20 protein-coding genes are annotated in these 26,634 nt (G+C 72.9%); 9 read left to right on the top strand and 11 right to left on the bottom strand.

Annotated features, from left to right (window positions below; translation table 11 throughout):
• Positions 1 to 110 precede the first annotated feature (110 nt).
• Positions 111 to 1,538, bottom strand: a complete 1,428-nt coding sequence (eccD, locus tag ACSMXO_RS02015; protein ID WP_346259096.1) for a type VII secretion integral membrane protein EccD — start codon at positions 1,536 to 1,538, stop codon at positions 111 to 113.
• 316 nt (positions 1,539 to 1,854) lie between these two features.
• Between eccD and eccCa the strand changes: the two genes are divergently transcribed.
• Together eccCa and mycP are read left to right on the top strand one after the other, a co-directional pair.
• Positions 1,855 to 5,838 (top strand): type VII secretion protein EccCa, encoded by a 3,984-nt coding sequence (gene eccCa / locus ACSMXO_RS02010; protein ID WP_455416505.1) that lies wholly within the window; start codon positions 1,855 to 1,857, stop codon positions 5,836 to 5,838.
• Between the two features lie 182 nt (positions 5,839 to 6,020).
• A complete protein-coding gene (gene mycP / locus ACSMXO_RS02005; protein WP_455419143.1) occupies positions 6,021 to 7,316 on the top strand; it encodes a type VII secretion-associated serine protease mycosin in 1,296 nt (431 codons plus the stop codon).
• Positions 7,317 to 7,450: 134 nt separating this feature from the next.
• On the opposite strand, the gene ACSMXO_RS02000 is transcribed toward mycP, so the two are convergent.
• From ACSMXO_RS02000 to ACSMXO_RS01970, 7 genes are all read right to left on the bottom strand, one after another.
• A complete protein-coding gene (locus tag ACSMXO_RS02000; RefSeq protein ID WP_455416504.1) occupies positions 7,451 to 8,629 on the bottom strand; it encodes a MarP family serine protease in 1,179 nt (392 codons plus the stop codon).
• 160 nt (positions 8,630 to 8,789) lie between these two features.
• Entirely contained in the window at positions 8,790 to 9,485 is a 696-nt protein-coding gene (locus ACSMXO_RS01995) for an NUDIX hydrolase (RefSeq protein ID WP_346259098.1), read from the bottom strand.
• A complete protein-coding gene (locus ACSMXO_RS01990; protein WP_455416503.1) occupies positions 9,482 to 10,111 on the bottom strand; it encodes a TlpA family protein disulfide reductase in 630 nt (209 codons plus the stop codon). Before ACSMXO_RS01990 ends, ACSMXO_RS01995 begins: the two co-directional genes overlap by 4 nt.
• Positions 10,108 to 10,902: an endonuclease III gene (gene nth / locus ACSMXO_RS01985; protein WP_455419142.1), complete on the bottom strand. Its 795-nt coding sequence runs from the start codon at positions 10,900 to 10,902 to the stop codon at positions 10,108 to 10,110. Before nth ends, ACSMXO_RS01990 begins: the two co-directional genes overlap by 4 nt.
• A gap of 233 nt (positions 10,903 to 11,135) precedes the next feature.
• A complete protein-coding gene (locus ACSMXO_RS01980) occupies positions 11,136 to 12,335 on the bottom strand; it encodes a CapA family protein (RefSeq protein ID WP_455416502.1) in 1,200 nt (399 codons plus the stop codon).
• A 147-nt stretch (positions 12,336 to 12,482) separates the two neighbouring features.
• A complete protein-coding gene (locus ACSMXO_RS01975; protein WP_455416501.1) occupies positions 12,483 to 13,565 on the bottom strand; it encodes a hypothetical protein in 1,083 nt (360 codons plus the stop codon).
• A 115-nt stretch (positions 13,566 to 13,680) separates the two neighbouring features.
• Complete coding sequence (locus ACSMXO_RS01970; protein ID WP_455416500.1) at positions 13,681 to 14,340, bottom strand: adenosylcobinamide amidohydrolase; 660 nt, start codon at positions 14,338 to 14,340, stop codon at positions 13,681 to 13,683.
• A 268-nt stretch (positions 14,341 to 14,608) separates the two neighbouring features.
• Here ACSMXO_RS01970 and ACSMXO_RS01965 point away from each other — a divergent pair, with 268 nt between their 5' ends.
• A complete protein-coding gene (locus ACSMXO_RS01965; protein ID WP_192766500.1) occupies positions 14,609 to 15,286 on the top strand; it encodes a Crp/Fnr family transcriptional regulator in 678 nt (225 codons plus the stop codon).
• A gap of 98 nt (positions 15,287 to 15,384) precedes the next feature.
• On the opposite strand, the gene ACSMXO_RS01960 is transcribed toward ACSMXO_RS01965, so the two are convergent.
• The 3 genes from ACSMXO_RS01960 to ACSMXO_RS01950 form a co-directional block, all read right to left on the bottom strand.
• Positions 15,385 to 15,768: a hypothetical protein gene (locus tag ACSMXO_RS01960; RefSeq protein WP_455416499.1), complete on the bottom strand. Its 384-nt coding sequence runs from the start codon at positions 15,766 to 15,768 to the stop codon at positions 15,385 to 15,387.
• Entirely contained in the window at positions 15,765 to 16,004 is a 240-nt protein-coding gene (locus tag ACSMXO_RS01955) for a hypothetical protein (RefSeq protein ID WP_455416498.1), read from the bottom strand. The genes ACSMXO_RS01960 and ACSMXO_RS01955 overlap by 4 nt, the downstream gene beginning before the upstream one ends.
• A gap of 227 nt (positions 16,005 to 16,231) precedes the next feature.
• Positions 16,232 to 17,395 carry a helix-turn-helix domain-containing protein gene (locus tag ACSMXO_RS01950; RefSeq protein ID WP_455416497.1) on the bottom strand — a complete coding sequence of 388 codons (1,164 nt, stop codon included), beginning with the start codon at positions 17,393 to 17,395 and terminating at the stop codon, positions 16,232 to 16,234.
• Between the two features lie 873 nt (positions 17,396 to 18,268).
• Here ACSMXO_RS01950 and ACSMXO_RS01945 point away from each other — a divergent pair.
• The 6 genes from ACSMXO_RS01945 (at position 18,269) to ACSMXO_RS01920 (ending at position 26,603) form a co-directional block, all read left to right on the top strand.
• Positions 18,269 to 18,883 carry a TetR/AcrR family transcriptional regulator gene (locus ACSMXO_RS01945; RefSeq protein ID WP_346259105.1) on the top strand — a complete coding sequence of 205 codons (615 nt, stop codon included), beginning with the start codon at positions 18,269 to 18,271 and terminating at the stop codon, positions 18,881 to 18,883.
• A gap of 87 nt (positions 18,884 to 18,970) precedes the next feature.
• Positions 18,971 to 19,795 carry a TIGR03084 family metal-binding protein gene (locus ACSMXO_RS01940; protein WP_455416496.1) on the top strand — a complete coding sequence of 275 codons (825 nt, stop codon included), beginning with the start codon at positions 18,971 to 18,973 and terminating at the stop codon, positions 19,793 to 19,795.
• A 77-nt stretch (positions 19,796 to 19,872) separates the two neighbouring features.
• Entirely contained in the window at positions 19,873 to 21,666 is a 1,794-nt protein-coding gene (locus ACSMXO_RS01935; protein WP_455419141.1) for an acyclic terpene utilization AtuA family protein, read from the top strand.
• Complete coding sequence (locus ACSMXO_RS01930) at positions 21,663 to 22,832, top strand: acyl-CoA dehydrogenase family protein (RefSeq protein WP_455416495.1); 1,170 nt, start codon at positions 21,663 to 21,665, stop codon at positions 22,830 to 22,832. Before ACSMXO_RS01935 ends, ACSMXO_RS01930 begins: the two co-directional genes overlap by 4 nt.
• Before the next feature lie 108 nt (positions 22,833 to 22,940).
• The gene (locus ACSMXO_RS01925; protein ID WP_455419140.1) at positions 22,941 to 24,479 is read left to right on the top strand and encodes an acyl-CoA carboxylase subunit beta; all 1,539 of its coding nucleotides are present in this window, start codon (positions 22,941 to 22,943) and stop codon (positions 24,477 to 24,479) included.
• A gap of 48 nt (positions 24,480 to 24,527) precedes the next feature.
• Positions 24,528 to 26,603, top strand: a complete 2,076-nt coding sequence (locus tag ACSMXO_RS01920; RefSeq protein ID WP_455416494.1) for an ATP-binding protein — start codon at positions 24,528 to 24,530, stop codon at positions 26,601 to 26,603.
• The last annotated feature ends 31 nt before the right edge of the window (positions 26,604 to 26,634 follow it).

The following is a 26,634-nucleotide window of genomic DNA, read 5'->3' as shown; positions in this document are numbered from 1 at the left end:
AGCACAGCAACCGGCCGGTGGCACCGTCAGGGACCACCGGCCGATTTCGTCGGTCATCACGGCCCGCCCGCCGGGCTGGGACGGGGCGCGGGGTCAGCCCACCCGCACAGTCAGCCGAGCAGGCCGCGGGCCTGGGCGTACAGGCCGAGCACCGCGCAGGCCACCGGCACCACCGCGATCACCATCAGGGTGTCGATGATGTCGGCGGTGCGGCCCAGGTAGGGCCCGGGCTCCCGCTTCGAGTAGGTCGCGCCGGCCCCGATCACCACCAGGGCGAGCACCAGGCCGCCGGCGGTGAGCAGCAGCAGGCCGGTCTCCTGCATCCGGAACAGCAGGGCGATTCCGAGCACCACGGCGGAGCCGATCCCGGCCGCCATCAGCGGTACCCGTTGCCGGACCGTGACGAAGAGCCGGGACCGCAGCAGCAGGGCCGCCGCCGAGACGGCGACCATCAGCCGGCCGGAGAACCCGCCCGAGGCCACCAGCACCAGCGCCGCCACCACGGCGAGTACGGCGTGCCCGACCAGCATCCCGGTGAGCATCTCCTCGGTGCGGGCGACCGCCGCGAAGACCCGCCCCCGGTCGGGCCGCTCCCGCGCGCCGCTCTGCACCGGGGTCGAGGCCGTGAAGCCCTCCGCCGCCTCGGCACCGGTGGGCAGCGTGATCGGCGGCATCGGCAGCTTGCCGAACCGGATCGCCAGCAGCGGCAGCATGCCGATCGCGCAGACCAGCGCGGCCATCAGGATCGCGGCCGACCCGGCCGCCGAGAGCAGGAACCCGACCAGCGCGGTCAGCGCGCCGAGCAGCCCGACCGAGACACCGGCGGCGAAGACCCGCAGACCGGCGGCGACCCCGACCATGCCGAGCACCGCGATCAGCAGCAGCGCGACCGAGCCGGCCAGTGCCTCCGGCGCACCGAGCCAGCCGATCCAGCCGACCACGCCCACCGGGTCACCGGAGGCGACCAGCAGGGCACCGCCGAAGAAGGCGAACGGCATCGCGTACCCGCCGAGGGCGGCACCGGCGGTGGCGTCCCCGTACGCCCGGGAGGCGACCACCGCGCTCAGCGACAGCAGCACGGCCGCACCGAGCGCGACGAAGGCGCCGAACTCCCAGAGTGTGCCGCCGGCGATCACCGCGAGCAGGCAGATCGCGAGCAGAGCGCCCGCCGCGCCGAGCGTGCCGATCCGGGTGTTCCGGCCGGACCAGGCACTGCCCCGGCGCCTCGCCCCGTCGGCGATCGCCTCCACCACGTCGTCGTATTCCAGCTCCGGCCACTGCGCCCGGGCCGGCACCAGGTGCAGCACGTCGCCGTCGCGCACCCCCTGCGGCAGCAGGGCCTTGCCGGCGGCCAGCGGTTCGCCGTCGGTACGGCGCAGCAACCACCCGCCGTGCTTCTCGCCGTCGTCGGCCAACCCCTCGCCGGCATGCCGGAGAACTTCGGGCAGGAGTTCGGCCAGCGGCAGGTGTTCGGGCAGCGCGACGTCCACCCGTCGTTGCGGCGCGCTGATCGTGACGCGGGCGAGCCCGGTACTCATCGACAGTCCTCCATCGAGGGGGCAACCCATGGCTGCGCGGACGACCGCACTTTACCTAGGATGGGTCACACTCGTCCGACCGAGCGCGATGACATTTGCGACGCGGGGGCGTCGGATGGCCCGCCAGGACGGTCAACTGCTCCGCTGGCGCGGCCTTAGGGGAGGTCTCTCACATGGACACGGGTAGCCAGGGCCGGAGCGGCAGGAACCGCGCCGGACGTGCCCCGGAGCTCGACGTACGGCCGGGTGGCGGCTGGTCCGGGCAGGTGGGCACCGATCGGCGGGACAGCGCGGACCGGCCGGCGGGAGGCGACCGATGAGCACTGTCGTCATCAAGCGCCCGCCGCGCCGGCCGGCGCCGGACATCCCGACCGGCGAACTCGCCGTCGAGGCACCGCCGGAGATCCCGCAGGCGACCGGCGGCAAGTGGCAGCAACTGATGATGGTGCTGCCGATGCTCGGTGGCTCCGTCGCGATGGCGATGATGTTCGGCCGGGGCCAGAGCGGCCCCTCCTCGTACGTCATCGGCGCGCTGTTCGGCGTCTCCTCGCTCGCCATGGTGGCGTCCTCCTGGGGCAGCGCCTCCGGTTCGCCGAAGAAGTCAGAGATGATGCAGGCCCGCCGGGAATACCTGCGGCACCTGGCCACGCTCCGGCGCCGGGTCCGGGAGACCGCGGCGAAGCAGCGGGCCGGCCTCTTCTACCGGCATCCCGACCCGGCCCAGCTCTGGTCCACTGTGGGTAGTTACCGGGTCTGGGAGCGGCGCCCCAGCGACGGCGACTTCGGTGTCGTCCGGGTCGCGGTCGGCCCGCAGACCCTGGCCACCCCGCTGGTGCCGCCGGTGACCCGGCCACTGGAGGACCTGGAGCCGATGACCGCCGGTGCGCTGCGCCGGTTCCTCGACGCGTACTCGGTGGTGCCGGACCTGCCGGTGGCGCTCTCCATCCGGGGCTTCGCCCGGGTTTTCGTCCGCAACGCGCCCAGCCAGCGCGACCAGTCCCGCGAGCCGGCCGGCGGCGACCCGCAGGCGCTGGCCCGAGCGGTGCTCACCCAGCTCTCGGTCTTCCACGCCCCCGAGGAGCTGCTGATCGCGATCTGCGCCGGCCCCGAGCGCCGGGCCCGGTGGGAGTGGGCCAAGTGGCTGCCGCAGGCCCACCACCCGACCGCCGTCGACGCGCTCGGCCCGGTACGCCTGGTGGCCAGCTCCGCGGTCGAGCTGGAGAAGCTGATCGACGACGTGGTCGGCAACCGCTCCCGGTTCAGCCTCTCCGGCCCGGCGACCGACGGCCCGCACGTGGTGATCGTGCTCGACGGCGGCGACCTCAACGGCGCCAGCTACCTCGCCGGGGACAGCGGCATCGACGCGGTGACCATCATCGACCTGGACAGCCCGCCGCCCCGGCTGCTGGACCGGGCCATGCTGGTACTGGAGACCGACGGCGGCCGGCTGAACACCTACTCGATGGACGGGCAGGCCGAGGTCGGCACCCCGGACCGGCTCAGCGTCGAGGAGGCCGAGGCGGTCGCCCGCCGGCTCGCCCCGCTGCGGCTCGCCGCCGCGCAGAAGGGCTCCTCGGACGACTCGCTGGTCAAGGAGATGACCCTGGGCGAGCTGCTCGGGGTCGGCGACCCGGAGAACTTCAGCACCGTGCAGGGCTGGGCGCCCCGGCCCAACCGGGACAAGCTGCGGGTGCCGATCGGCGTCGGCGGCGACGGCGGCGTGGTCGACCTGGACCTCAAGGAGTCCGCACAGGACGGTATGGGCCCGCACGGCCTGCTCATCGGCGCCACCGGTTCCGGAAAGTCCGAGCTGCTGCGCACCCTCGTGCTCGGGTTGGCGGCGACGCACTCGTCCGAGGCGCTCAACTTCGTACTGGTCGACTTCAAGGGTGGTGCGACCTTCGCCTCGCTGGACCGGCTGCCGCACACCGCCGCCGTGATCACCAACCTCGCCGACGAGCTGCCGCTGGTCGACCGGATGGTCGACGCCATCAACGGCGAGATGATCCGCCGGCAGGAACTGCTGCGCAAGGCGGGCAACTACGCCAACCTGAAGGACTACGACAAGGCCCGCTCCGGCGGTGCCGCGCTGGCACCGCTGCCCTCGCTGCTGATCATCTGTGACGAGTTCTCCGAGCTGCTCAGCGCCAAGCCCGACTTCATCGACCTCTTCGTGCAGATCGGCCGGCTGGGCCGATCGCTCGGGGTGCACCTGCTGCTCGCCTCGCAGCGCCTGGAGGAGGGCCGGCTGCGCGGGCTCGACACGCACCTGTCCTATCGGATCGGTCTGCGGACCTTCTCCGCGCTGGAGTCCCGGGCGGTGCTCGGGGTGCCGGACGCCTACGAGCTGCCCCGGGCACCGGGGCACGGCTACCTGAAGTTCGGCACCGAGCCACTGGTCCGGTTCAAGGCGGCGTACGTTTCGGGGCCCTACCAGAAGGCCACCACGGGTGGGCCGGGCGCGCAGGGCTACACCGGTCCCCGGCTGCTGTCGTACTCGACGCACTTCGTGCCGGTGCCGAAACCGGTGGTGCCGGCCACCCCGAAGCCGGCCCCGGAGGACCCGGCGGCGCAGAGCCTGCTCGACGTGATGGTCTCCCGGCTGGTCGGCCAGGGCCCGCCGGCCCACCAGGTGTGGCTGCCGCCGCTGTCCCAGGCTCCGGCCCTGGACGAGATCCTCGGCCCGGTGGTCACCGACCCGTCCCGGGGGCTCACCTTCGGCAACCCCGAGCTGCACGGCGCGCTCCAGGTGCCGGTCGCGATGATCGACAAGCCGTTCGAGCAGCGGCGTGACCTGCTCTGGCTCTCCCTGGAGGGCGGCGCCGGGCACGTGGCGGTGGCCGGCGGTCCGCAGTCCGGCAAGTCGAGCCTGCTCCGTACCCTGATCTGCGGGCTGGCGCTCACCCACACCCCGGCCGAGGTGCAGGTCTACTGCCTCGACTTCGGTGGCGGCTCGCTCGCCGCGCTGCGCGACCTGCCGCACGTCGGCGGGGTCGCCGGGCGGTCCGAGGCGGCGGCGGTGCGGCGTACCGTGGGCGAGATCTCCACCCTGCTCAACGAGCGCGAGCAGCGCTTCGCCGAGCTGGGCGTGGAGTCGATGCCGGCGTACCGGAAGCGGCGGGCCTCGGCCGGCGGCGTCGGGGTCGGCGCGGACCCGTTCGGTGATGTGTTCCTGGTCGTCGACGGCTGGCCCACCCTGCGCGGCGAGTACGACGACCTGGAACCCCTGGTCACCGACATCGCCACCCGTGGCCTGTCGTACGGCGTGCACGTGGTCGCGGCGGCGCCCCGCTGGATGGACTTCCGGCCGGCGATCCGCGACCTGTTCGGCTCCCGGCTGGAGCTGCGGCTCGGTGACCCCACCGACTCGATCGTCTCCCGCAAGGCGGCGGCGAACGTGCCGGAGAAGTCGCCGGGTCGCGGCATCACCGCCGAGAGCCTGCACTTCCTGACCGTGCTGCCGGAGCTGTCCAGCCTCGGCGGCGGGCAGACCCAGGCACTGGTCAAGGCGGTCGCCGGCAACTGGAGCGGGGCACCGGCCCCCCGGGTCCGGCTGCTCCCGCCGGTGCTGCCCTATGCCGACCTGGACGTCGCCGGTGCGGCCGGCCTGCGGCTGCCGATCGGCATCTCCGAGGCCGACCTCCAGCAGGTGTCGATCGACTTCGCCTCCGAGCCGCACTTCCTGCTCTTCGGCGACGCCGAGTGCGGCAAGTCGTCCTTCCTGCGGGCGCTGGCCACCTCGATCACCAGCCGGTACACCCCGGAGCAGGCCCGGATCATCCTGGTCGACTTCCGGCGCAGCCTGCTGGGCGTGATCCAGTCCGACCACCTGATCGGGTACGGCACCGCCGCCCAGGCGACCAGCGAGCTGATCGAGTCGGTCGCCGGCTACATGCAGCGCCGGCTGCCCGGGCCGGACGTCACCCCGCAGCAGTTGCGGGACCGCTCCTGGTGGACCGGGCCCGAGCTGTTCGTACTCGTCGACGACTACGACCTGGTCGCCACCGGCCCGAACAACCCGCTGCTGCCGCTGGTGGAATATCTCCCCCAGGCCCGGGACGTCGGTCTGCACCTGGTGCTGACCCGGCGTTCGGGTGGCGCCTCCCGGTCGCTCTACGAGCCGATCATCCAGCGCCTCCGGGAGCTCTCCTCCCCCGGTCTGGTGATGTCCGGCAGCAAGGACGAGGGCGCCCTGATCGGCTCGGTACGCCCCGGCCCGATGCCGCCCGGCCGGGGCCGGCTGGTGACCCGGAAGGAAGGCATCCGGCTGGTGCAGCTCGCCTACCTCCCATCGACCTGACCCTTTTCCGAGCCCGAGGGCCCGGCCGACCTGATCACCAGGGCGGCCGGGCCCTCGGTCTCGGGGCGGTGGACAGTGGATCTCAGATCGGTTGCAAAGTTTCACCACGCGACGGGGGTGAAACGGGGTAACCTCCGTGCATCATGTGTCCCCCGGGGTGAAATGACCATGCTGTGACCAGGCTGCCGCATATACATCAGAGTGCTGTCGCCCGGGTCGCCGGAGCGGCCTTGCTCGCCACGGCCGGGATCGCCGGATCGCTGTTCGGCCCGCGTCCGGCACCGGCGACCGCCGCCGTGTCGGCGCCGCCGGTCAGCCTGCCTGTGCTGGCCGACCCGGTGCGGGACGAGCAGTGGCAGTTGGACGAGTTCGACGCCAGGGCGGTGTGGCGGGTCGCCACCGGCAAGGGCGTCACGGTCGCGGTGGTCGACTCCGGGGTCGACGCCTCGCACGCGGACCTCGCCGGGCAGGTGCTGCCCGGCATCGACCTGGTCGCGGGGAGCGGCAACGGGCAGACCGACCCGGTCGGACACGGCACCACCGTCGCCGCACTGATCGCCGGACGCAATGACGACACCCGGGGCGTGGCCGGGCTCGCCCCCAAGGCCAAGATCCTGCCGGTCCGGGTGCTCGACGAGGAGAACCGCTACGACGACGCCCTGATCGTGGCGAAGGGCGTCCGGTGGGCGGTCGACAACGGCGCCCAGGTGGTGAACCTGTCGCTCGGCGGCACCGGGGAGAGTCCCGCGCTCGCCGCCGCCCTCGACTACGCCTTCGCCCGGGACGTGGTCGTCGTCGCCTGCACCGGCAACCTGGGATCGTCCGCCGGCAAACGGGTCTGGTATCCGGCCCGCGAGCCGGGAGTGGTCGCGGTGGCGGGCCTGGAACGCGAGAGCGACGCGCTCTGGTCCGGCTCGATCACCGGCCCCGAGACCGTGCTCTCCGCCCCGGCCACCGGGTTGACCGGCGCCCGGCCGGGTGGTTTCTGGCGGGTCCAGGGCACCAGCTTCGCGTCGCCGCTGGTGGCCGCGGCGGCGGCCCTGGTCAGGTCACACTGGCCGAAGATGTCCGCCGGGGACGTGGTCAACCGGCTCATCAACACCGCCCGGGACGTCGGGCCGTCCGGCCGGGACGACCGGTTCGGCTTCGGCGTCATCGACCCGGTCGCCGCGTTGAACGGCGAGGTGTCGAGCGTACGGGCCAATCCGCTGGACGACGGCGCGGCGCCGCCCGGCGTCGCCGGCTTCGGCTCGGCGCCCGGTCAGGAGTCGACGACTCCACCGCCCAGCGACGGAGCGGAGACCGTGGGCACGGCGGCGGCGTCCGGCCGCTCGGCCGACTGGACCGCCCAGGCGGCGGGCGACCAGGTCAGCCATCCACTGCCCAGGCTGTGGAGCGGCGGCGGCGTCCTCTTCCTGCTGGTCGTCGCCGGGGCGGTGCTGGTGGTCCGGCGCCGGTTCCACCGCGACCGCCCCTGACACCACCACCGAGCGGTGCCGTTCCGCCGCCGGTCCATCACCGTCTCGCCACCGGTCCCCCCGTCACCGTCTCGCCACCGGTCCCGGCACGGTTTCACCACCGGTCCCGTCACGGTCTCACCACCGGTCCCCGGTCAGGTGCAGGCGCCGGTGTTGGTGACCCGGGTCCGTTCCAGCCCGGTGCTGGCGGTGGAGCGAGCCTCGTCGGCCGTCACCGCAAAGCCGGTGTTCGGGTCGTCGGCCGCCGCCGCGAAGATCACCCCGAGCACCTGGCCGTCCGGGGCCACCAGCGGGCCGCCGGAGTTGCCGCTGCGGACCAGACCCCGGATCGTGTAGATCTCCCGGTTGACCCGGCCCGACTCGTAGATGTCCGGACCGGCGATCTCGCCGACGTCGCGAATCCGGGCCGGCTGGGCGTTGTAGGGCCCGTCCAGCGGGAACCCGAGCACGATGGCGTCGTCCTCGATCGCCGCCTCACCGGTGGCGAACCGCATCACCGGGGCGGACATCTCCGGCACGTAGAGCACCGCCAGGTCGCGGTCCGGGTCGTAGACGACCACCCGGGCGCTGTGCCGCTCGCCGGCCACCTCGACCTGGACGCTCCGGGTGCCGGCCACCACGTGCGCGTTGGTCATCACCCGGTTCTCCGCGTACACGAAACCGGAGCCCTCGATCCGGCGGGAGCAACTGGGGGCGTTGCCGAGCACCTTCACGACCGAGCGTCGCCCGTTCACCACCACCTGGGAGCCGGCCAGTGCCGGGTCGGGCGAGGCCACCTCGCGGGAGCGGGTCGGGGTCAGCCCGCCGAACACGTCCGGGAAGCCGTTGGTGTCGACCGTGTCCCGCAGCGCCTCGGAGAGCGCCTGCGCCTCCGGCGGCAGTACCCGGTCCACCACCGTCAGCAGCGCACTGTTGCGGACCGCGCTGGCCAGCCAGGGCAGCGAGGAGGAGGCCAGCGGGACGCCCACCAGCCAGGCCACCAGGAGTACGGCGAACAGCGAGACCAGCGCCCCGCCGACGTCGTCGGCCGTCCGGCCGGCCTGGCTGGTGATGGCGTGCCGCAGGTGTGAACCGAGCCAGCCGGCGAGAGCCTGACCGAGCACCGCCAGGCCGAAGATCGAGACCAGCGCGACCACGACCCGGGTCGAGTTGCTGGTGAACTGCTCCGCGAGCAGCGGACCGACCTGCAACCCGATCAGGGCGCCGCCGAAGAAGCCGGTGAAGGAGAGCAGACCGATGACGAATCCCTGCCGGTAGCCGCTGATCGCGAACAGCAACATGAGCAGGATCAGAACGACATCCACCACCGACACCCGTTCAGGGTACGGGGGAGACCTGGAAATGCCCTGGGCCACCGGCGCTTACCGCCGAATCGGTTTCCGAATCTCCCGCCGCGAGCCTTCCGCCCAGCCCACCGCGAGCACCGCGCCCCGAGCCGCCGGATGGCCGGTCAGGAGGGGGTTGCCGGTCCGGTCAGCTCGTCCGCCGTGTCGGGTGTTCCTCCGCGCCGGGTGCGGGGCTCGGGGGCGGGCTCGTCGGCGGAAGGTCGAGTATCCGGTCCTGCGGCCAGGGTCTCGCCCAGCCGGCCATCTCCAGCAGTGTGGCGAGCACCCCGGCCGTGAAGCCCCAGACCAGCATGCCCCGGGCCTGGAAGGCCGGGCCGATCCAGCCGCTGGGGTGGCGTACCCGGACCCGGTTGGCCGGGTCGACGAGTTCGGCGATCGGCAGCCGGGCGACGTGTGCCACCTCGGCCGGCTCGCGGGAGTGCACCGGGTGGGGCCGGTGCCACCAGGCGAGTACCGGGGTGACCACGAAGTCGCTGACCGGAATCCACAGCTTGGGCAGTTGGGCCAGCACGGTGACGCTGCTCGGGTCGAGCCCGACCTCCTCGTGCGCCTCCCGCAGCGCGGTCGCCGCCGCGTCCTCGTCGTCCGGATCGCAGGCCCCGCCCGGAAAGGCCGGCTGCCCGGCGTGGGTACGCAGGGTCGCGGCCCGTTGCAGGATCAACACGTCGAGCCCGTGCTCCGGCTGCTCGCCGAGGAGCACGAGTACGGCGCTGGCCCGTCCGCCGTCGGCGGGGGTGCGTACCCGGGTGAAGTCCTCGGTGCGCGCCGACCGGACCCGGGTGAGCAGCGGCTCGCACCACGCCGGAATTTCGTACTCGGTCACGACGGCACCGCCACCCCCAGGTGCCGGCGGACCAGCGTGGCCAGCTCGGCATCGTCGAGGGCACCTGACTCGTCCCGGTGCCGGATCCGCCCCTCGGCGTCCACCAGGAGCGTGACCGGCAGTACGGCCCGGCCGCCCAGCTCGGTCAGCAGCCTCTTGTCGCGGTCGTAGAGGCTGGGAAACTCCAGCCCGAAGTCCTCGCCGATCGACTGGGCGGCGGGTCGGGCGTCCCCGCTGTTCACTCCGACCACCCGGAGCCGGTCGCCGGCCCGTTCGGCGAGCCGCTGGAAGGCGGGCAGTTCCTTCCGGCAGGGCGCGCACCACGAGGCCCACAGGTTGACGACGGCCGGCCCGCGCAGCTCGCCGACAGCGACCTCGCCGCCCCCGACGAAGCAGGGCAGGCTCAGCGCCGGCAACAACCGACCCGACCCGGGTGTCGGGCTGGCCGGGCCGCCGGACGCGGCGAGCGGGGCGGTCAGGGCGGCGCAGTCGGCGAAGGCGGCCGTGGTGGCGCTCTCCTCCCCACCCGGCGCCGCGCCGGCCTCCGGCTCCGCGTCCGGTCCGGTGCAGGCGGCGGCGAGCAACACCAGTGCCAGCAGTGGCCCGCCCAGTATCCGCCGCTTCACGGGGTGTCGCCGACGGCGGCGGTCGCCGGCACCAGGTCGGGATCGACCCCCGCCTGCACCGCCAGCTCGCGGGCCCGGGGGCCCTTGAGCAGTTTCGCGGCGGCGGCCGGGTCGGTCGGGCCGAGGCCGTAGGAGGGGCAGAGCCGGGCCAGGGTGCAGGCGCCGCAGGCGGGCTTGCGGGCGTGGCAGACCCGCCGGCCGTGGAAGATCACCCGGTGCGAGAGCATCGTCCAGTCGCGCCGCTCGAACAGCGCGCCGACGGCGTGCTCGATCTTGACCGGGTCGGTCTCGGTGGTCAGCTCCCAGCGGTGCACCAGCCGGTCGAAGTGGGTGTCGACGGTTATCCCCGGCACCCCGAAGGCGTTGCCGAGGATGACGTTGGCGGTCTTGCGACCGATCCCGGGCAGAGTCACCAAATCGGCCATCCGGCGGGGCACCTGGCCGTCGTACCGCTCGACGAGCTGGCGGCCGAGGTTGATCAAGGAGTTGGTCTTGTTCCGGAAGAAGCCGGTGGGCCTGATCATCTCCTCCAGCTCGGCCCGGTCCGCCCCGGCGTAGTCGGCCGCGCTCGGATAGCGGGCGAACAGCTTCGGCGTCACCTCGTTGACCCGCTGGTCGGTGCACTGCGCCGACAGGATGGTCGCCACGGCCAGTTGCAGCGGTCCCTGGTGGTTGAGCTCGCAGTGGGCGTCCGGGTGCGTCTCGGTCAGCTCCCGGCCGATCCGCCGGGCCCGTCGCTTGCGGCCGAGATCGGATTCGACGGTACGTCGGGTCGGCCGCGCCGCCCGGATCGCCCGGGTCGCCTCGCCGGGCGTGACTGCGACTCCGGTCTGCGCGGAGTCGTCTCTGGCACTCACGCCGGCCAGCCTACGTCGCGGCGCCGACATCGACGCCGGGGAGCCCGACCCGGCCGAACCCTGGGAAGCCCGCCCGCCCCGGAGGCAGCCGGCCCGACGCCCCGCCTCAGGTCACGACGCCCGGGGCTCAGCTCACGACGCCCGGGGCTCAGCTCACGACGCCCGGGTCAGCTCGCGGCGGCCGGCGGGGTGATCTTGCCGTCGGCGGCCACCCGGGCGCCGGTCTTCGGGAAGTCAGATTTGCACAGGTCCCGGACCAGCCCGGCGGCCCGGCGCTGCGAGTCCATCGTCGGCTTGCCCGCGCCGTTCATGTACGTCGAGATGAGCTGCCCGCCCGCCCACTCGCCCTCGGCGGTCAGCGAGACCTTGAGCACGGCTCCCCAGCCGAGCCGGCCGTTGTTGCTGAGCGTCCCCTCGCCACCGGCGAAGTTGCCGAGGCTGTACGCGATCAGCCGGCCCTTGTAGAACTCCAGCGCTCGCATCACGTGCGGCCCGTGCCCCACCACCAGGTCGGCACCGGCGTCGATCATCGAGTGCGAGAACTTGATCGGGTCGCCCCGGTTCTCGCCCAGGAACATCTCGGTGCCCGGCCGGACCCGGGTCTTCTCCGAGCCCTCGCCGCCCATGTGCACCTGCACGACGACCAGGTCCGCCATGGTGGCAGCCTTCTGGATCACCTTCTTCGCCGAGCTGATGTTGATCAGGCTGTTGGACCAGGCGTACGACGAGAAGCCGGCCACCGCCACCTTGACGCCCTCGACGTCGACCACGGTGATCTGGTTGGGCGCGCCGGTGTGCTGGAGGTCGTACTTCTCCAGGGCCTCCTGGGTGTTCTCGTAGCCGGCCTCGCCGTAGTCGTACCCGTGGTTGTTGGCCTGGTTGAGCAGCTCGAAGCCGGCCTCCTTGAGGTGCGCCGCGTACGACGGCGGAGCCCGGAACTGGTGGCAGCGGGTGGAGTTGGCGCCGCACTTGGAGGTCCCGGTGTCGTCGGTCAGCGGCTCTTCGAGGTTGCCCATCACCAGGTCGGCGTCGAGCGCCTTCTTGACCGAGTTGAAGAACCCCTTGCCACCGTTGGCCGGCAGCCGTCCGGGGGCGTTGCCCATCACGATGTCGCCGGTGGCGGACATGGAGATGACCTTGGGCGCCGGCGCCCCGGTCGGGGACGGGTCGGCCGAGGCGGAGCCGGCGGCGCTCGGCGCGGCCTGCGGCCCGGCCGGGTCGTCGCCGCCGAGCATGTCGAAGGCGGCCACTCCGGCCACCCCGGTGCCGAGGAGGACGGCGAGGACCGCGGTCACGACGAGGACGGTCCGGCCGGCGCCGCGGGGCGCCCGGCGGGACTTGGGGGTGGTCGGTTCGGTCTCGTACATCGCCCGGTGACAGTACCGGGATCGGGCAACCGGGGCGACCGTCGATCGGCCGATGTTGCCGTACCGCCTGTCGGGACTCCCCGAGGGTCACCTCCGGCCGGTCCCGGACGGTCCGCGACCCGCGTTCGGTCGACTACACCGGCGCCGTCACTTCAGGGTGATGGTGCCGGTGTTGCGGGTGTCCCGACGCTCGAACGCCGCCTTCCGGCCGTCGTCCTCGGTGACGGTGGCCCGGGTCCGGTAGGTCACCGACAGCTTCCGGGTCGTCGCCGGTACCCGGAACGCCTCGGACCAGGTGGCCGGAACCGTCAGCGTCGAACCCGGGGCCTGGAAGTTGGGCACCGTCAGCGTTGTACCGGCGGGGACCCGGAGCACCTGTCCGGCGGCGGTCCGGATGGTCAGGCTCCGGGACAGATCAATCTTGAACTTGACCCGGGTGGGGTTGGCGTGGAGTTTCACCCTGACGTACGCCCAGAGTGCGCCGTCCGGGGCCGCGCCCCGCTTCTGGTCGTACCGGCGCAGCTCGACCTCGACGTCGACGTCGATCAGCGCGTCCCAACCCAGGCCCGGATCCCGGCGGGCGACGGTGACGTAGTCGGCCAGCCGGGCGGAACCCGAGGCGACCGGCCGATCCCCCTCGGGTGGGGACGACGTCGGCGTCACCGGCTTCGGCGACGGTCCGACGAGCTTGCCGGTGCGGATGCTGATCGACTGGGTCTGCCCGCCCTCGGTGACGGCGAGGGTGGCGTCCGCCCCCGCCGGTACCGACACCACGACCACCCGGTTCGGCAGCAGCGCCGTCTCGCCGAGCTTCCGGGGCTCGCCGTCCACCAGCACCGCCGACTCCGGGAACCGGTTGGACAGCCGACGCGTGGGCTGCTCGGGCTCGGTCAGGTGGAGCATCAGGAACTCCCGGCCGTTACCGGCCAGCCAGGGAGCGGCCTGCGCCTGACCCCGCAGGCGCAGCTCCCGGACCGCCTCCTCGGTCAGTTCGCTCGCCACGCCGTACCGGCTCAGTGCCACCTCGTACTCCGCGCCGACGAGCACGGCGTCCTCGGGAAGTTCCCGCGACTCGATCCCCAGGTCGCCGAACGGATCCGAGAGTCGGGACGTGCCCTCGGCGACGAAGGTGTCGGGGACCGGAAGCAGGCGGGGCTCGTCGCCACCGCCACAGCCGGCCAATCCGCCGGTCAGCGCGAAAATCAGCAGGATGCCGCCGAGTCGTCGCATCGAATCGCTCCCCCGTACCACGACGCCGTGTCAGCCAGATCGACGTCAGTCATCATGGCCTACGCAAGCTACCGCGGCAGCCCCGCCGGGCACCCGACCGTTGAGGTCACGACCGTCAGCGCTGCGACCAGGGGACGGTCGGTCGAGCGCCGCCCTCACGTACCGCCCGGCAGGCGGCGCGGGCCAGCGGGGCACCCCAGCGCGACCGTGGGCCGCCGTACGGGGCGGCGGGGCCGTCCGGCGGGCAGAGCACGGTCACCGCGTCGGTGGCGGTACCGGTGGCCGGCAGGCCCAGCTCGCGCAGCGCCTGCGCCTTCGCCTCGGTGATCGTCGCGACGGCGTTCACCAGTGCGGCGTCGCCGAGCCGTTCCGGCAACAGCGCGACGATGTTGACCGTGCCAACGTGGTCCACCGGACGGAGGCTGCGCCCGGGGGCCTCGGCCGCCCAGATCGGGGCACCGAGACCGACGGTGGCCCAGATCCGGACATCGCCGTCGTCGGCGGTCACCACCTCGGCCACGTCGACCCCGGTGAGCAGTCCGACCCCGGGTCCGTGCAGGCCGAGCCGGTCGGCCAGCTCGCCGAGGTGGACCTCCGGGTCGTCCCGGCGGTACGACATCGGCACGGTCGCGTTGACCACCCAGTGTCGTACCCCGATCCCGCCGCCGAGCGGCCCGGAGCTGATCGCCAGCGCCGGTCGGTCGAGCCGCCACACCAGCATCGGGACCTCCCGCCCCTCCTCGGCACGGTAGGTCAACGCGAGTTCACCAAGCACCGACCGACTCTAAGGTCCACCCCTTTGGTCGCCGCCGGGCCCGACCACCACCTGGACCCGGGCGTGAGCCCTGGACCCGCCCGGGCGGACACAGCAGCCGCCAAACCGGGCGTACCCCCGGGTTATCTGGGGTTACCCGCCCCGGCGCCAGATCAAGATTCCAGGGGTGCTCCTCCGATTACTCTTCACATGCGCCTAGACTTGGCGGCGCGCGCCGATCACCGGCCGGAACCCGGCCGCGGGCGGCTCGCGTGGGCGGAGGTGCGCGATGGACGAGGTGTTGGCTCGGAGCGGGATCTTCCAGGGCGTGGACCCCGAGGCTGCCGAGGCACTCGCGAAGGACATGGAGACGATCGAGGTCCGCAAGGGCGAGATCGTCTTTAACGAGGGCGAACCGGGCGACAGCCTTTATATCGTCCTGAGTGGCAAGATCAAGGTTGGTCGCCGGGCCGCTGACGGCCGGCAGAACCTGATCGCCGTGATGGGCCCGTCCGACATGGTCGGCGAGCTTTCGCTGTTCGACCCCGGCCCGCGTACGGCGACCGCCACCGCCGTGATCGACACCCGGCTCGCCCGGCTCCGCAAGCAGGCGCTGCGGCCGTGGCTGAACAACCGGCCGGAGATCGCCGAGCAGTTGCTCCGGGTACTCGCCCGCAGGCTGCGCCGGACGAACGACAACCTGGCCGACCTGATCTTCACTGACGTGCCCGGCCGGGTGGCGAAGAACCTGCTCCAGATGGCGGGCCGGTTCGGCACCCGGGACGGCGGCGTACTCCGGGTCACCCACGACCTGACCCAGGAGGAGATCGCCCAGCTCGTCGGCGCCTCCCGGGAGACCGTCAACAAGGCGCTGGCCGACTTCGCCTCGCGGGGCTGGCTGCGGCTGGACGGCAAGAGCATCATCATCCTCGACCCGGAGCGCCTGGCCCGCCGCGCCCGGGTCTGACCGACCACGTACGCCCTCGGCCCCGTACCACCACCGGGATGGTGCGGGGCCGGTCCGCGCCCGCTGTGCACAGCGACCTCGCCAAGATCCTTGGCGAACTATGGTTCGCCGCGCGCCCTAATTTGCCAAGATTCCGAGACCGCCGGCAGCAGCGGCCGGCTCGCGGAGCGGGCCGGCAGTGGCAGGTAGCTGTCGCCGATCAGATCGAGGTAGGCCGCGGCGGTCAGGAAGGCCGGGCAGTCCGGGGTCACGCAGAGCGGGCAGCCGCCCCCGGCGGTGGGCCAGTGCGCGGCGACGATCCGCCGGGCGGCGAGCGTCAAGGTTTGCCGGGTGGCTCGCCGGGCCGCCCATTCGAGGAGTACGCAACCCGACGCTCCGGACGGCGAGGAGTGCCAGCAGCGCTCGGCGGCCCGGCGCATCGCGATGACGGTCCGGGCGATCGCCAACCCCGAGCCGGGAACCCTTCCGGCGGGCTCCGTCATCGGCCGATGCCGTCGCGGCGGTAACCGCGCCGCCGGCCGTACCCGCCGGGCCTCGCCGGCCCGTCCACCTGCCCGCCGGAGGTCGGGTCTGCCGTGCCCGCCTGCCGTTCCGGTGGTTGCCGCTCGACCGGCGCGGCACCTTCGGCGTAGCAGCCTCGCTGGTCCGGGTACGCCGTCGCCGGTCCGACCGGATCAGGCACCGGGTCGGACCGCCGGGCCCACCGCCATCCGCGCATGGTGATCTCCTCGCCGCAGAGTCCTGGGGGCGCGGCGGCTGGGCCCCACACGGCACCGACCACCGCACCCTGTTCAGACAGGTGCGGAAGCCAGAAGGGGAAGCTGGATCCCGCACCTGCGCAGCGGAAGCAACGTGCGGCCGGGACCGTTTGCCGACGGGGGTCGTGGCGCCGCTTCCATCACAGAACGTAGGCGAGATGTGACCAGGGTTGATTGCTTCCTGCAATCAGACGAGTTGGTGTTCCAGCCCGGCAATCGCGGCTGCCCGGCGCATCGGCTTGCTGATCGCGTTCTTTCTCGTCCGGCGAATGACTACGGCGATGCTGTCCCGAACGGTAGGGCGCAGTCGGATGAACTGCGGCGCTATCGCCTCCGCACGCAGGAACGCCGCTATGGCTTCACTGTCCCGTCGTTGATCCACCAGAGCTTGTCCGAGATCGAGGTAGAAGGGAGCCTGGCGAATCGCCAGCGGAATCCGCTCCGGTATGACCGATGCCGCCCCTTCGATAGCTAGGGCCGTTTCTCCGAGTTCCAGTTGCACAGCAAGCCGCCAGATCCCGACATTGGTCGGACCGAACGCGAATCGTGCCAGTCCCAGGTTCACCGGCTCACCAAGCGAGTCGGCAGCATCCTGCGCCTCCCGCAGATGGCCCAGAGCGTCGTCCGGACGCCGGTCGACCGCCGACCGCAGCGCTGCATAGAGGTGCAGCATTCCGTAGACCTGACGTACCTCCGGATCGCCAGTGTTCGGTTGGATGTCAACCGCCATCCGCTGCGCCCGCGTAGTGGGCATGGTGGGCAACTCAGGCGGCAGGCTCAGGATTCTGATGAATTCCGCTGCGCCGATCCACGCAGGCTCCTGCACCTCCTCGGCCGCGAGGACCGCGAGCCGAGCCGCGTCCCGGGCGAGATCCGGATAGCCGAGGTGTTTGAGCGTGAACACCGCAACATGACACACCTGGACAAGATCCGGACCGGTCAGCCCACCGAGCAAGGCGGGCAACATGGGAGCGGCGGCAGCGAAGTCGTACGCGCCGCCGGCCTCCATCAACCTCTCGACGCTGCCCTCAGGCGGACGGGTCTCGCCCACCTCTCGCCTGATCAGCGTCTCGCGGATAGCCGGGACACTGGCGGCAGCGGTCGCTTTTGCCGGTGCTGTCGGGTCGCCGGGCTGACCGGTGAGTTCCGAAACAGAGAGGCTGAGCGCGCCGGCCAGAGCGACGAGGGTGGCACGACGGTCGACGGCGCGCTCGCCGCGTTCGATCTGGCTCAGGTACGGCTGGCTCAGACCAGCAAGGCCAGCCAAGGCGCGCTGCGTCTTACCTCGGCGCTTCCGCCAGTAAGCGAGCTGCTCGCCGATGAAGAGTTCGTCACCGATCGTGGCAGGCATCTGCTACCGCCGCTGAATCTGGGGTGCGGAGCTATCCGTCGGATTCGTGCGCTTGGTCAGCCGATTCGGGCACCAGTGCACGGCCCGTGCGCCAGTCGCGTCCAGCTCGGTCATTCCACGCCAACCCTTCCCGGCAGGGCCTAGACGACAACTCCTCTACCGTTACCCGGCGAGCCGCCAATCCGGACGGTACACCCTGCGGCCGCACGCAGCGGAACGGCGCGGTCACGCATTCGGCGTCCGGTCGGCTCCGACGTCGCTCCGGTGCGGTGGCATAGGACGGAAGGCGCTGGACTACCGGCTGATCGCTGACGGGGACCGACGGCAGCCTCTGCCACGACCTACTGCCGGTCGTCGCGGCGCTACTCGGCGCCCTCGTGGTGGACGAACCGACCACCGTGCCGGCGATCCGCGGAACGCTGCTGGTGCTCGGCGGGGTGGCCCTGGCCCAGCCCAGGCCAGGGACGCGATCGACGCGACCCCCTCGAACTAGCCTTCGGTGGTCCTGACGTCCGCCCAGCACGCCGACGTGGGGTAGCCGACCCGGGTCGACCACCCCGGACGGTTACTCCCCGTCGATCTCGACGTCGAGGCCGACGTCCTCCAACGCGTCCTCAAGGTCGTCGAGATCTTCCTGGATCTCCTCTACGAGGTCGTCGAACATCCTGCTGACCCACCTTCCGCCACGCGCGAGAGCGCCTCGCGAACCGCGAAGCAGAGATACCGTACTTTTCGCACAAAACGCCGTCAACCAACTCCGGGTTACCACGACGCCTCGATTGGGTACGCCGAGTGTACAAAGTGGAATCGACAGACCAGCGACGAGAAACAAGCAGTCTTGACTGTTTGTTTCTCACCCGGCAGGCTGTCCCCGTGTCCAGCACACCGACCCGTACACCCCAGCGGGAACGCAGCCGGGCCACCCAGGCCCGGGTGCTGGAGGCCACTGTGGAGTGCCTGGTCGAGCGGGGTTGGTCCGGCACCACCACCACGGTGGTGGCGGCCCGGGCCGGCGTCTCCCGGGGCGCCCAACTGCACCACTACCCCACCAAGAGCACCCTGGTGATGGCCGCCGTCGAGCACCTGGCGGAGCGCCGGGCAGCGGAGATCCGGGCCGAGGCGGCCGGCCTGCCGGCCGGACCCGAGCGGCTCGACCGGGTCATCGACATGCTGGCCAGTGCGTTCACCGGCCCACTCTTCGTCGCCGCCCTGGAGCTGTGGGTGGCCGGGCGGACCGATCCGGAGCTGCGGGACGCGCTGGTCCCGCTGGAGGCCCGGGTCGGCCGCGAGATGCACCGGCTCACCGTCGACCTGCTCGGCGCCGACGAACGGCAACCGGGGGTACGCGAGGCGATCCAGGCGACCCTCGACCTGCTCCGAGGGCTCGGGGTGGCCAACCTGCTCTCCGACGACTCGGCCCGGCGCGGCGCCCTGCTCGGCATCTGGAAACACCAACTCGCCTCGATCGTCGCCACCGCACACCCCTGACCCGCACCGCTACGCCACCCACCCGCACTGCCGCGCCACCCACCCGCACCGAACGCACACGATCCGTGACCGGCAAGGAGGCCGCGCATGGTCGACCTGGACAGTTTGCTGACGGACCTGGCCGCCGAGTCGGCGGCGCTGGAGGCGCTGGTCGTGGAGCTGCCCGAGGCGGACTGGGCCCGTCCCACCCCCGCGCCGGGCTGGACCGTCGCCCACCAGATCGCCCACCTCGCCTGGACCGACCACGTCGCCACGTTGGCCGCCACCGACGTCGACGCGTTCGCCGAGTCGATCCGGCACGCGGCCAACGACCCGCACGGCTTCATCGACCGGGGCGCGTCGGAGTTCCTGGCACCCGTACCCGAACTGCTGGACCGGTGGCGAGCCAGCCGGTCGGCCCTGGACCGGGCGCTGCGCGGCGTGCCGGCCGGGGTGAAGATGCCCTGGTACGGCACCAGGATGTCGGCCACCTCGATGGCCACCGCCCGGATCATGGAGACCTGGGCGCACGGCGAGGATGTCGCCGACACGCTCGGCGTCACCCGTACGCCGACCGCCCGGCTCCGGCACGTCGCCTACCTCGGTGCCCGTACCGTCGGGCACGCCTTCGCCACGCACGGCCGCCCGATCCCCGACGCACCCGTACGGGTCGAGCTGACCGGGCCCGACGGTGAGTCCTGGCGGTTCGGGCCGGCCGACGCGGTGGACCGGGTCTCCGGGCCGGCACTGGACTTCTGCCTGCTGGTCACCCAGCGGCGGCACCACGCCGACCTGGCCCTGGTCGCGGTCGGGCCGGTCGCCACCGAGTGGCTCGGCATCGCCCAGGTCTTCGCCGGCCCACCCGGCCCCGGCCGCGAGCCGGGCGGACACCCCGATCTAGCTGAACACCGCCGGCCGGGCGGGGTGTCGTGATCGGCGCCAGCCCGGACGTGCTGCGGATCGGCAACGCCTCCGGGTTCTACGGCGACCGGTCCAGCGCCTGGCGGGAGATGCTCGACGGCGGCGACCTCGACGTGCTGACCGGCGACTACCTGGCCGAGCTGACCATGCTGATCCTCGGCCGGGACCGGCACCGCGACCCGGAACTCGGCTACGCCCGCACCTTCCTCCGGCAGCTCGAACCCTGCCTCGGCACCGCGCTGGACCGGGGCGTGCGGATCGTGACGAACGCGGGCGGGCTCCACCCGGCCGGGCTGGCCGCCGCGCTGCGTACCCTCGCCGACCGGCTCGGGCTGCCGGCCCGGATCGGGTACGTCGAGGGCGACGCGCTGGACCGGCCGGGCACGCTGACCGCGAACGCGTACCTGGGGGCGTTCGGCATCGCCGCCTGTCTGAGCGCCGGAGCGGACGTGGTGGTCACCGGGCGGGTCACCGACGCCTCGCTGGCGGTCGGCCCGGGGATCGCGCACTTCGGCTGGACCCGGGCCGATCTCGACCCGCTGGCCGGGGCGACCGTCGCCGGCCACCTGCTGGAGTGCGGCACCCAGGTCAGCGGCGGCAACTTCAGCTTCTTCACCGAGCTGCCGGACGGCGGGCGCCGTCCCGGCTTCCCGATCGCCGAGCTGCACCCGGACGGCTCGGCGGTGCTCACCAAGCATCCGGGCACCGGCGGGGCGGTCACCCGGGAGACCGTCACCGCACAACTGTTGTACGAGATCGCCGGCCCCGACTATCTCGGCCCGGACGTGGTGACCCGGCTCGACACGGTCACCCTGACCGACGCCGGCCCGGACCGGGTGCGCGTCAGCGGGGCCCGGGGCACTCCCCCGCCGCCAACCCTGAAGGTCGGAGTCACCCGGCTGGGCGGCTTCCGCAACTCGATGACGTTCGTCCTCTGTGGACTGGACATCGAGGCGAAGGCGGCACTGGTCCGGGAGCAGCTCACCGAGGCGGTCGGCGCCGACGGGCTGGAGTTCACGCTCGCCCGTACCGACCATGCGGACGCGGTCGACACCGAGACGGCGAGCGCGCTGCTGCACGTACACCTGAGCGACAGGGACCCGAAGCGGGCCGGGCGGGCCTTCTCGGCCGCCGCCGTCGAACTGGCCCTGGCCTCCTACCCCGGCTGCACCCTGACCACCCCGCCCGGCGACGCCAGCCCGTACGGGGTCTTCGCCGCCGAGGAGGTGGCCCAGGAGCGGGTACGGCAGGTCGCCGTGCTCCCCTCCGGCGAGCGGGTCGACATCGCACCTCCGCCGGTCACCGCGCCGCAGCACGCGGAGCCGCTCGCCGGCCCGGACGCGGAGCCACTCGCCGGCCCGGACGAGCCACCGGCCGAGACCGGTCCGACCCGGCGGGCACCGCTCGGGACGGTGGTCGGTGCCCGCTCGGGTGACAAGGGCGGCGACGCCAACCTCGGGGTGTGGGCCCGGTCGGACGCCGGACACCAGTGGCTGCGCGGCTGGCTGACCGTCGAACGGCTGCGCACGCTGCTGCCGGAGACCGCCACACTGCCGCTGCGGCGGTACGACCTGCCCCACCTGCGGGCGGTGAACTTCGTGCTCACCGGCCTGCTGGGTGCGGGCGCGGCCGGCTCCACCCGGTTCGACCCGCAGGCCAAGGCGCTCGGCGAACTGCTGCGCGCCCGCGTCGTCGACCTGCCGGCCGAACTGCTCCCCGGGCCACCGACGCAGGCGGCGGGGACCGGCAAGGCGCCCCTGCGGGCCGGTGAGGCGACGGGGACCGGTGCGGCGACCCTGCACGCCGCTGAGGCGGTCCAGGCCGGGGAGGCGGTCCAGGCCGGGGAGGCGGCGGTACGACCGGCCGCAGCGGGGTCGGGATGAGCGAGCCGGAGAGCCTGGAACGGCGGCAGCTCCGGGAGCTGACCCGGCGGTTCGTCGCGCGCGACGTACTGTCCCAACTGGACGGCTGGGAACGGGCCGGCGAGGTGCCCCGGGCACTGCACGGCGTCGCCGCCGAACTGGGACTGCTCGGGGTCGGCTTTCCGGAGGAGGTCGGCGGCAGCGGCGGCGACCTGCGGGACAGCCTGCTGGTCACCGAGGAACTGATCCGGGCCGGCGGCTCGTCCGGGCTGGTCGCCGCGCTCTTCACGCACGGCATCGCGCTGCCGCACATCGTCGCCGCCTGGCAGCGGGACGGTCGGCCGGAGTCGGGCGGTGCCGCCGAGCTGATCGACCGGTACGTCCGGCCGACCCTCGCCGGGGCCCGGATCGGGGCACTCGCCGTCACCGAGCCGGACGGCGGCTCGGACGTGGCGGCGCTGCGTACGACCGCCCGGCGGGACGGTGACGACTACCTGGTCAACGGCACGAAGATCTTCGTCACCAGCGGGGTACGGGCCGACTTCGTCACCACCGCCGTCCGGACCGGTCCACCGGGTGCGGCCGGCATCTCGCTGCTGGTGATCGACAAGGACGCACCGGGCTGCACCGTCGACCGCCGGCTGGACAAGCTCGGCTGGCACTGCTCCGACACCGCCGCACTCTCCTTCACCGACGTTCGGGTTCCGGCGCGGAACCTGGTCGGCGCCGAGAACGCCGGCTTCGCCGCCATCATGCGGGAATTCGGCACCGAGCGGCTCTCCCTGGCCACCCAGGCGTACGCCACCGCGCAGCGCTGCCTCGACCTGACCCTGGCCTGGTGCCGGGACCGGCACACCTTCGGCGCTCCGCTCACCGGACGGCAGGTCGTCCGGCACCGGCTCGCCGAGATGGCCACCCGGACGGCGGCGGCCCGCGGGTACGTCCGGCAGGTGGCCGACCGGGTGGCGGCCGGCGAGCCGGTGCCGGACGAGGTGGCGATGGCCAAGAACGCCGCCGTGGCGGCCTGCGACTGGGTGGTCGACCAGGCCGTCCAACTGCACGGCGGCCACGGCTACCTGCGCGACGCCGAGGTGGAACGGCACTACCGGGACGCACGGATCCTGGGCATCGGCGGCGGTACCACGGAGATCATGAACGAGATCATCGCCAAGGGCCTGGGGATCTGACCGTGGCACATCGGGAGCCAGGACCGTGGGCGTGAGGAGTCGAGGGTGAGCGTGTTGCGGACGGCCGTCGACCCGGCGGCTCCGGCGTACCGGGAGAACCGGGCGGCGATGCTGGACCGGCTGGCGGAGCTGGAGAGCGCGCTGGACGCCGCCCGGGCCGGCGGCGGCGAGAAGTACGTGGCCCGGCACCACGACCGGGGCAAACTCCTGGCCCGGGAACGGATCGAGCTGCTGCTCGACCGGGACGCCCCGTTCCTGGAACTCTCCCCGGTCGCCGCCTGGGGTACCGACTTCCCGACCGGTGCCGGCGTGGTCACCGGGATCGGGGTGGTCGAGGGGGTCGAGTGCGTGGTCGTCGCCAACGACCCGACGGTACGCGGCGGCGCGGTCAACCCGTACACGCTGCGCAAGACCCAGCGGGCCGGCGAGATTGCCCTGGCGAACCGGCTGCCGATGATCAACCTGGTCGAGTCCGGCGGGGCCGACCTGCCCAGCCAGGCGGAGATCTTCATCCCCGGTGGGCGGGTCTTCCGGGACCTGACCCGGCTCTCGGCGGCCCGGATCCCGACCGTCTCGGTGGTGTTCGGCACCGCGACGGCCGGCGGGGCGTACGTGCCGGGGATGTCCGACCACACCATCATGGTGCGCGGCCGGGCGAAGGTCTTCCTGGCCGGTCCGCCGCTGGTCAAGATGGCCACCGGGGAGGACGCCGACGACGAGTCGCTGGGCGGCGCCGCCATGCACGCCAGCACCTCCGGACTCGCCGATTTCGTCGCCGCCGACGAGCCGGACGGGCTGCGACTGGCCCGGCAGTGCGTACGCCGGCTGGCCTGGCGCAAGCAGGGTCCGGCACCCCGGACCGCCCTGCCCGAGCCGCCGAAGTACGACCCCGAGGAGCTGCTCGGCATCCCCAGCGGCGATCTGCGGGTGCCGTTCGACCCGCGCGAGGTGCTGGCCCGGATCCTGGACGGTTCCGAGTTCGACGAGTTCAAGCCGGCCTACGGGCGCGCCCTGGCCACCGGGTGGGGCGAGTTGCACGGTTATCCGGTCGGTGTCCTGGCCAACGTCCAGGGCGTGCTCTTCTCCGAGGAGGCGCAGAAGGCGGCCCAGTTCATCCAGCTCGCCAACGCCACCGACACCCCGCTGCTGTTCCTGCAGAACACCACCGGCTACATGGTCGGCACCGAGTACGAGCAGCGCGGCATCATCAAGCACGGCGCGCTCATGATCAACGCGGTGTCGAACTCGACCGTGCCGCACCTGACGGTCAACCTCGGCGCCTCGTACGGGGCGGGAAACTACGGCATGTGCGGGCGGGCGTACGAGCCGCGTTTCCTCTTCACCTGGCCGAACGCCAAGTCGGCGGTGATGGGCCCGACCCAGCTCGCCGGAGTGCTCTCGATCGTGGCCCGGCAGGCGGCCCAGGCCAGGGGCCGGCCCTACGACGAGGACTCCGACGCCGCCATGCGGGCCATGGTGGAGCGGCAGATCGAGGCGGAGTCGGCCGCGCTGCACCTCTCCGGCCGGCTCTACGACGACGGCGTCATCGACCCCCGGGACACCCGTACGGTGCTCGGGCTCTGCCTCTCGGCGGTCCACAACGGACCGGTCCGGGGCACGGACACCTACGGCGTCTTCCGGTTCTGAGCCAATGACCACCTCTGGTGCACCCAACCCTGCGAGGAGGAGCGGCGGATGATCCGCAGACTGCTGGTGGCCAACCGGGGCGAGATCGCCCGACGGATCTTCGCCACCTGCCGGTCCCTCGGCATCGAGACGGTCGCCGTGTACTCCGACCCGGACGCCGACGCGCCGTACGTCGCCGAGGCCGACGTCGCGGTCAGGTTGCCGGGCGCCGCGCCGGTCGAGACGTACCTCCGGGTCGACCTGCTGGTCGAGGCGGCCCGCCGGACCGGGGCCGACGCGGTGCATCCCGGCTACGGCTTCCTCGCCGAGCACGCCGGTTTCGCCAGCGCGGTCGGGGACGCCGGGCTGACCTGGGTCGGCCCGCCCGCCAAGGCGATCGCGGCGATGGGTGACAAGACCGAGGCGAAGGCGCTGCTCGCCGACGCGCGCGTGCCGATGCTGCCGACGTACACCGCCGCCGCTCAGGTCGAGGCGTTTCCGGTACTGGTCAAGGCGGCGGCCGGCGGCGGCGGGCGCGGGATGCGGATCGTCCGCGACCCGGCCGACCTCGCTCGGGCGATCGAGTCGGCCCGCCGGGAGGCGGCCGCCGCGTTCGGCGACGACACGGTCTTCGTCGAGCCGTACGTCGAGCGGGCCCGGCACGTCGAGGTGCAGGTCGTCGCTGACGCGCACGGCACCGTGCTCTCGCTCGGCGAGCGCGAGTGCTCCATCCAGCGCCGGCACCAGAAGATCGTCGAGGAGGCGCCCTCGGTCGCGGTCGGCCCGGAACTGCGGGCCGGGCTGGAGAGCGCGGCGGTGGCCGCCGCCCGCGCCGTCGGCTATCTCGGGGTGGGTACCGTCGAGTTCCTGCTCACCCCGGCCGGCGACTTCCACTTCCTGGAGATGAACACCCGGCTCCAGGTCGAGCACGCGGTGACCGAGTGCGTCACCGGTACCGATCTGGTCCGGCTGCAACTGCTGGTCGCCGAGGGCGGGGCGCTGCCGACCACCGCCCCGCCGGTCACCGCACACGCGATCGAGGTACGCCTCTGCGCCGAGGACCCGGCCGCCGACTGGTTGCCGGCCACCGGCACGCTGCACCGGTTCGCCGTGCCGGGGGTCACCGCCGAGTTCGGCACCGATCCCCGGCGCGACTCCGGGTTGCGGCTCGACTCGGGGGTACGGGACGGCTCGGTGGTCGGGGTGCACTACGACTCGATGGTCGCCAAGCTGATCGCCTGGGCACCGACCCGGGACGAGGCGGCCCGGGCGCTGGCCGGCGCGCTGCGTCGGGCGGAGCTGCACGGCGTGACGACCAACCGGGACCTGCTGGTCCGGGTGCTGCGCTCGGCGGAGTTCCGGGCCGGCGAGATCGACACCGGTTTCCTCGACCGGCATCCGGAGGTCTTCGCCCCGCTGCTCCCGCCGGACCGGGTCGGGCTGGCCGGGCTGGCCGCCGCGCTGGCCGGGGCCGCCGAACGCCGGGCCGCGGCCCCGGTGCTCGGCACGCTGCCGTCCGGCTGGCGCAACGTCCCCACCACACCACAGACCATCGGGTACGCCGGCCCGACCGGCCCGATCGAGGTCGACTACCGGCTGGACCGCTCCGGCACCCTGGTCACCTGGGCGGCCCGGCCCATCGGCGCCAAGCCGAGCGGGCAACCCGAGCCGAGCGGGCAACCCGACGTGGTGCTGCTCGCCGCCGAACCGTCCCGCACCGTGCTGGCGGTCGACGGCGTCCGGCACGCGTTCGCCGTACACCGGGTCGGGGAAGTCTCCTTCGTGGACGGTCCGGACGGTTCGGTCGCGCTGACCGAGCTGCCCCGGTACGCCGAGCCGGCACCGGAGCTGGCCGAGGGCTCGCTGCTGGCACCGATGCCCGGCACGGTCAGCCGGTCCCTGGTGGCAGCCGGGCAGCGGGTCGCCGCCGGTGAGCCGCTGCTCGTGCTGGAGGCGATGAAGCTCGAACACCTGGTCGCCGCCCCGACCGCCGGGGTGGTGACCGAGCTGCCGGTCGCCGCCGGCTCCCAGGTGGAGACCGGTGCGGTGCTCGCCGTCGTCACCCCGGAGCAGCCCACGACACCAGACCCGGAACGGCCCACGACACCGGGCCCGGAGCGGACCGGCGTGCCGGACCCGGAGTAGTCCGGCGCCCATCCCCAGCTCCCCTCGTCGG

Source organism: Plantactinospora sp. DSM 117369 (genome assembly GCF_053764795.1).
The sequence above is the reverse complement of the archived record's forward strand: the minus strand, read 5'-3'. Positions and strand labels throughout refer to the sequence as shown.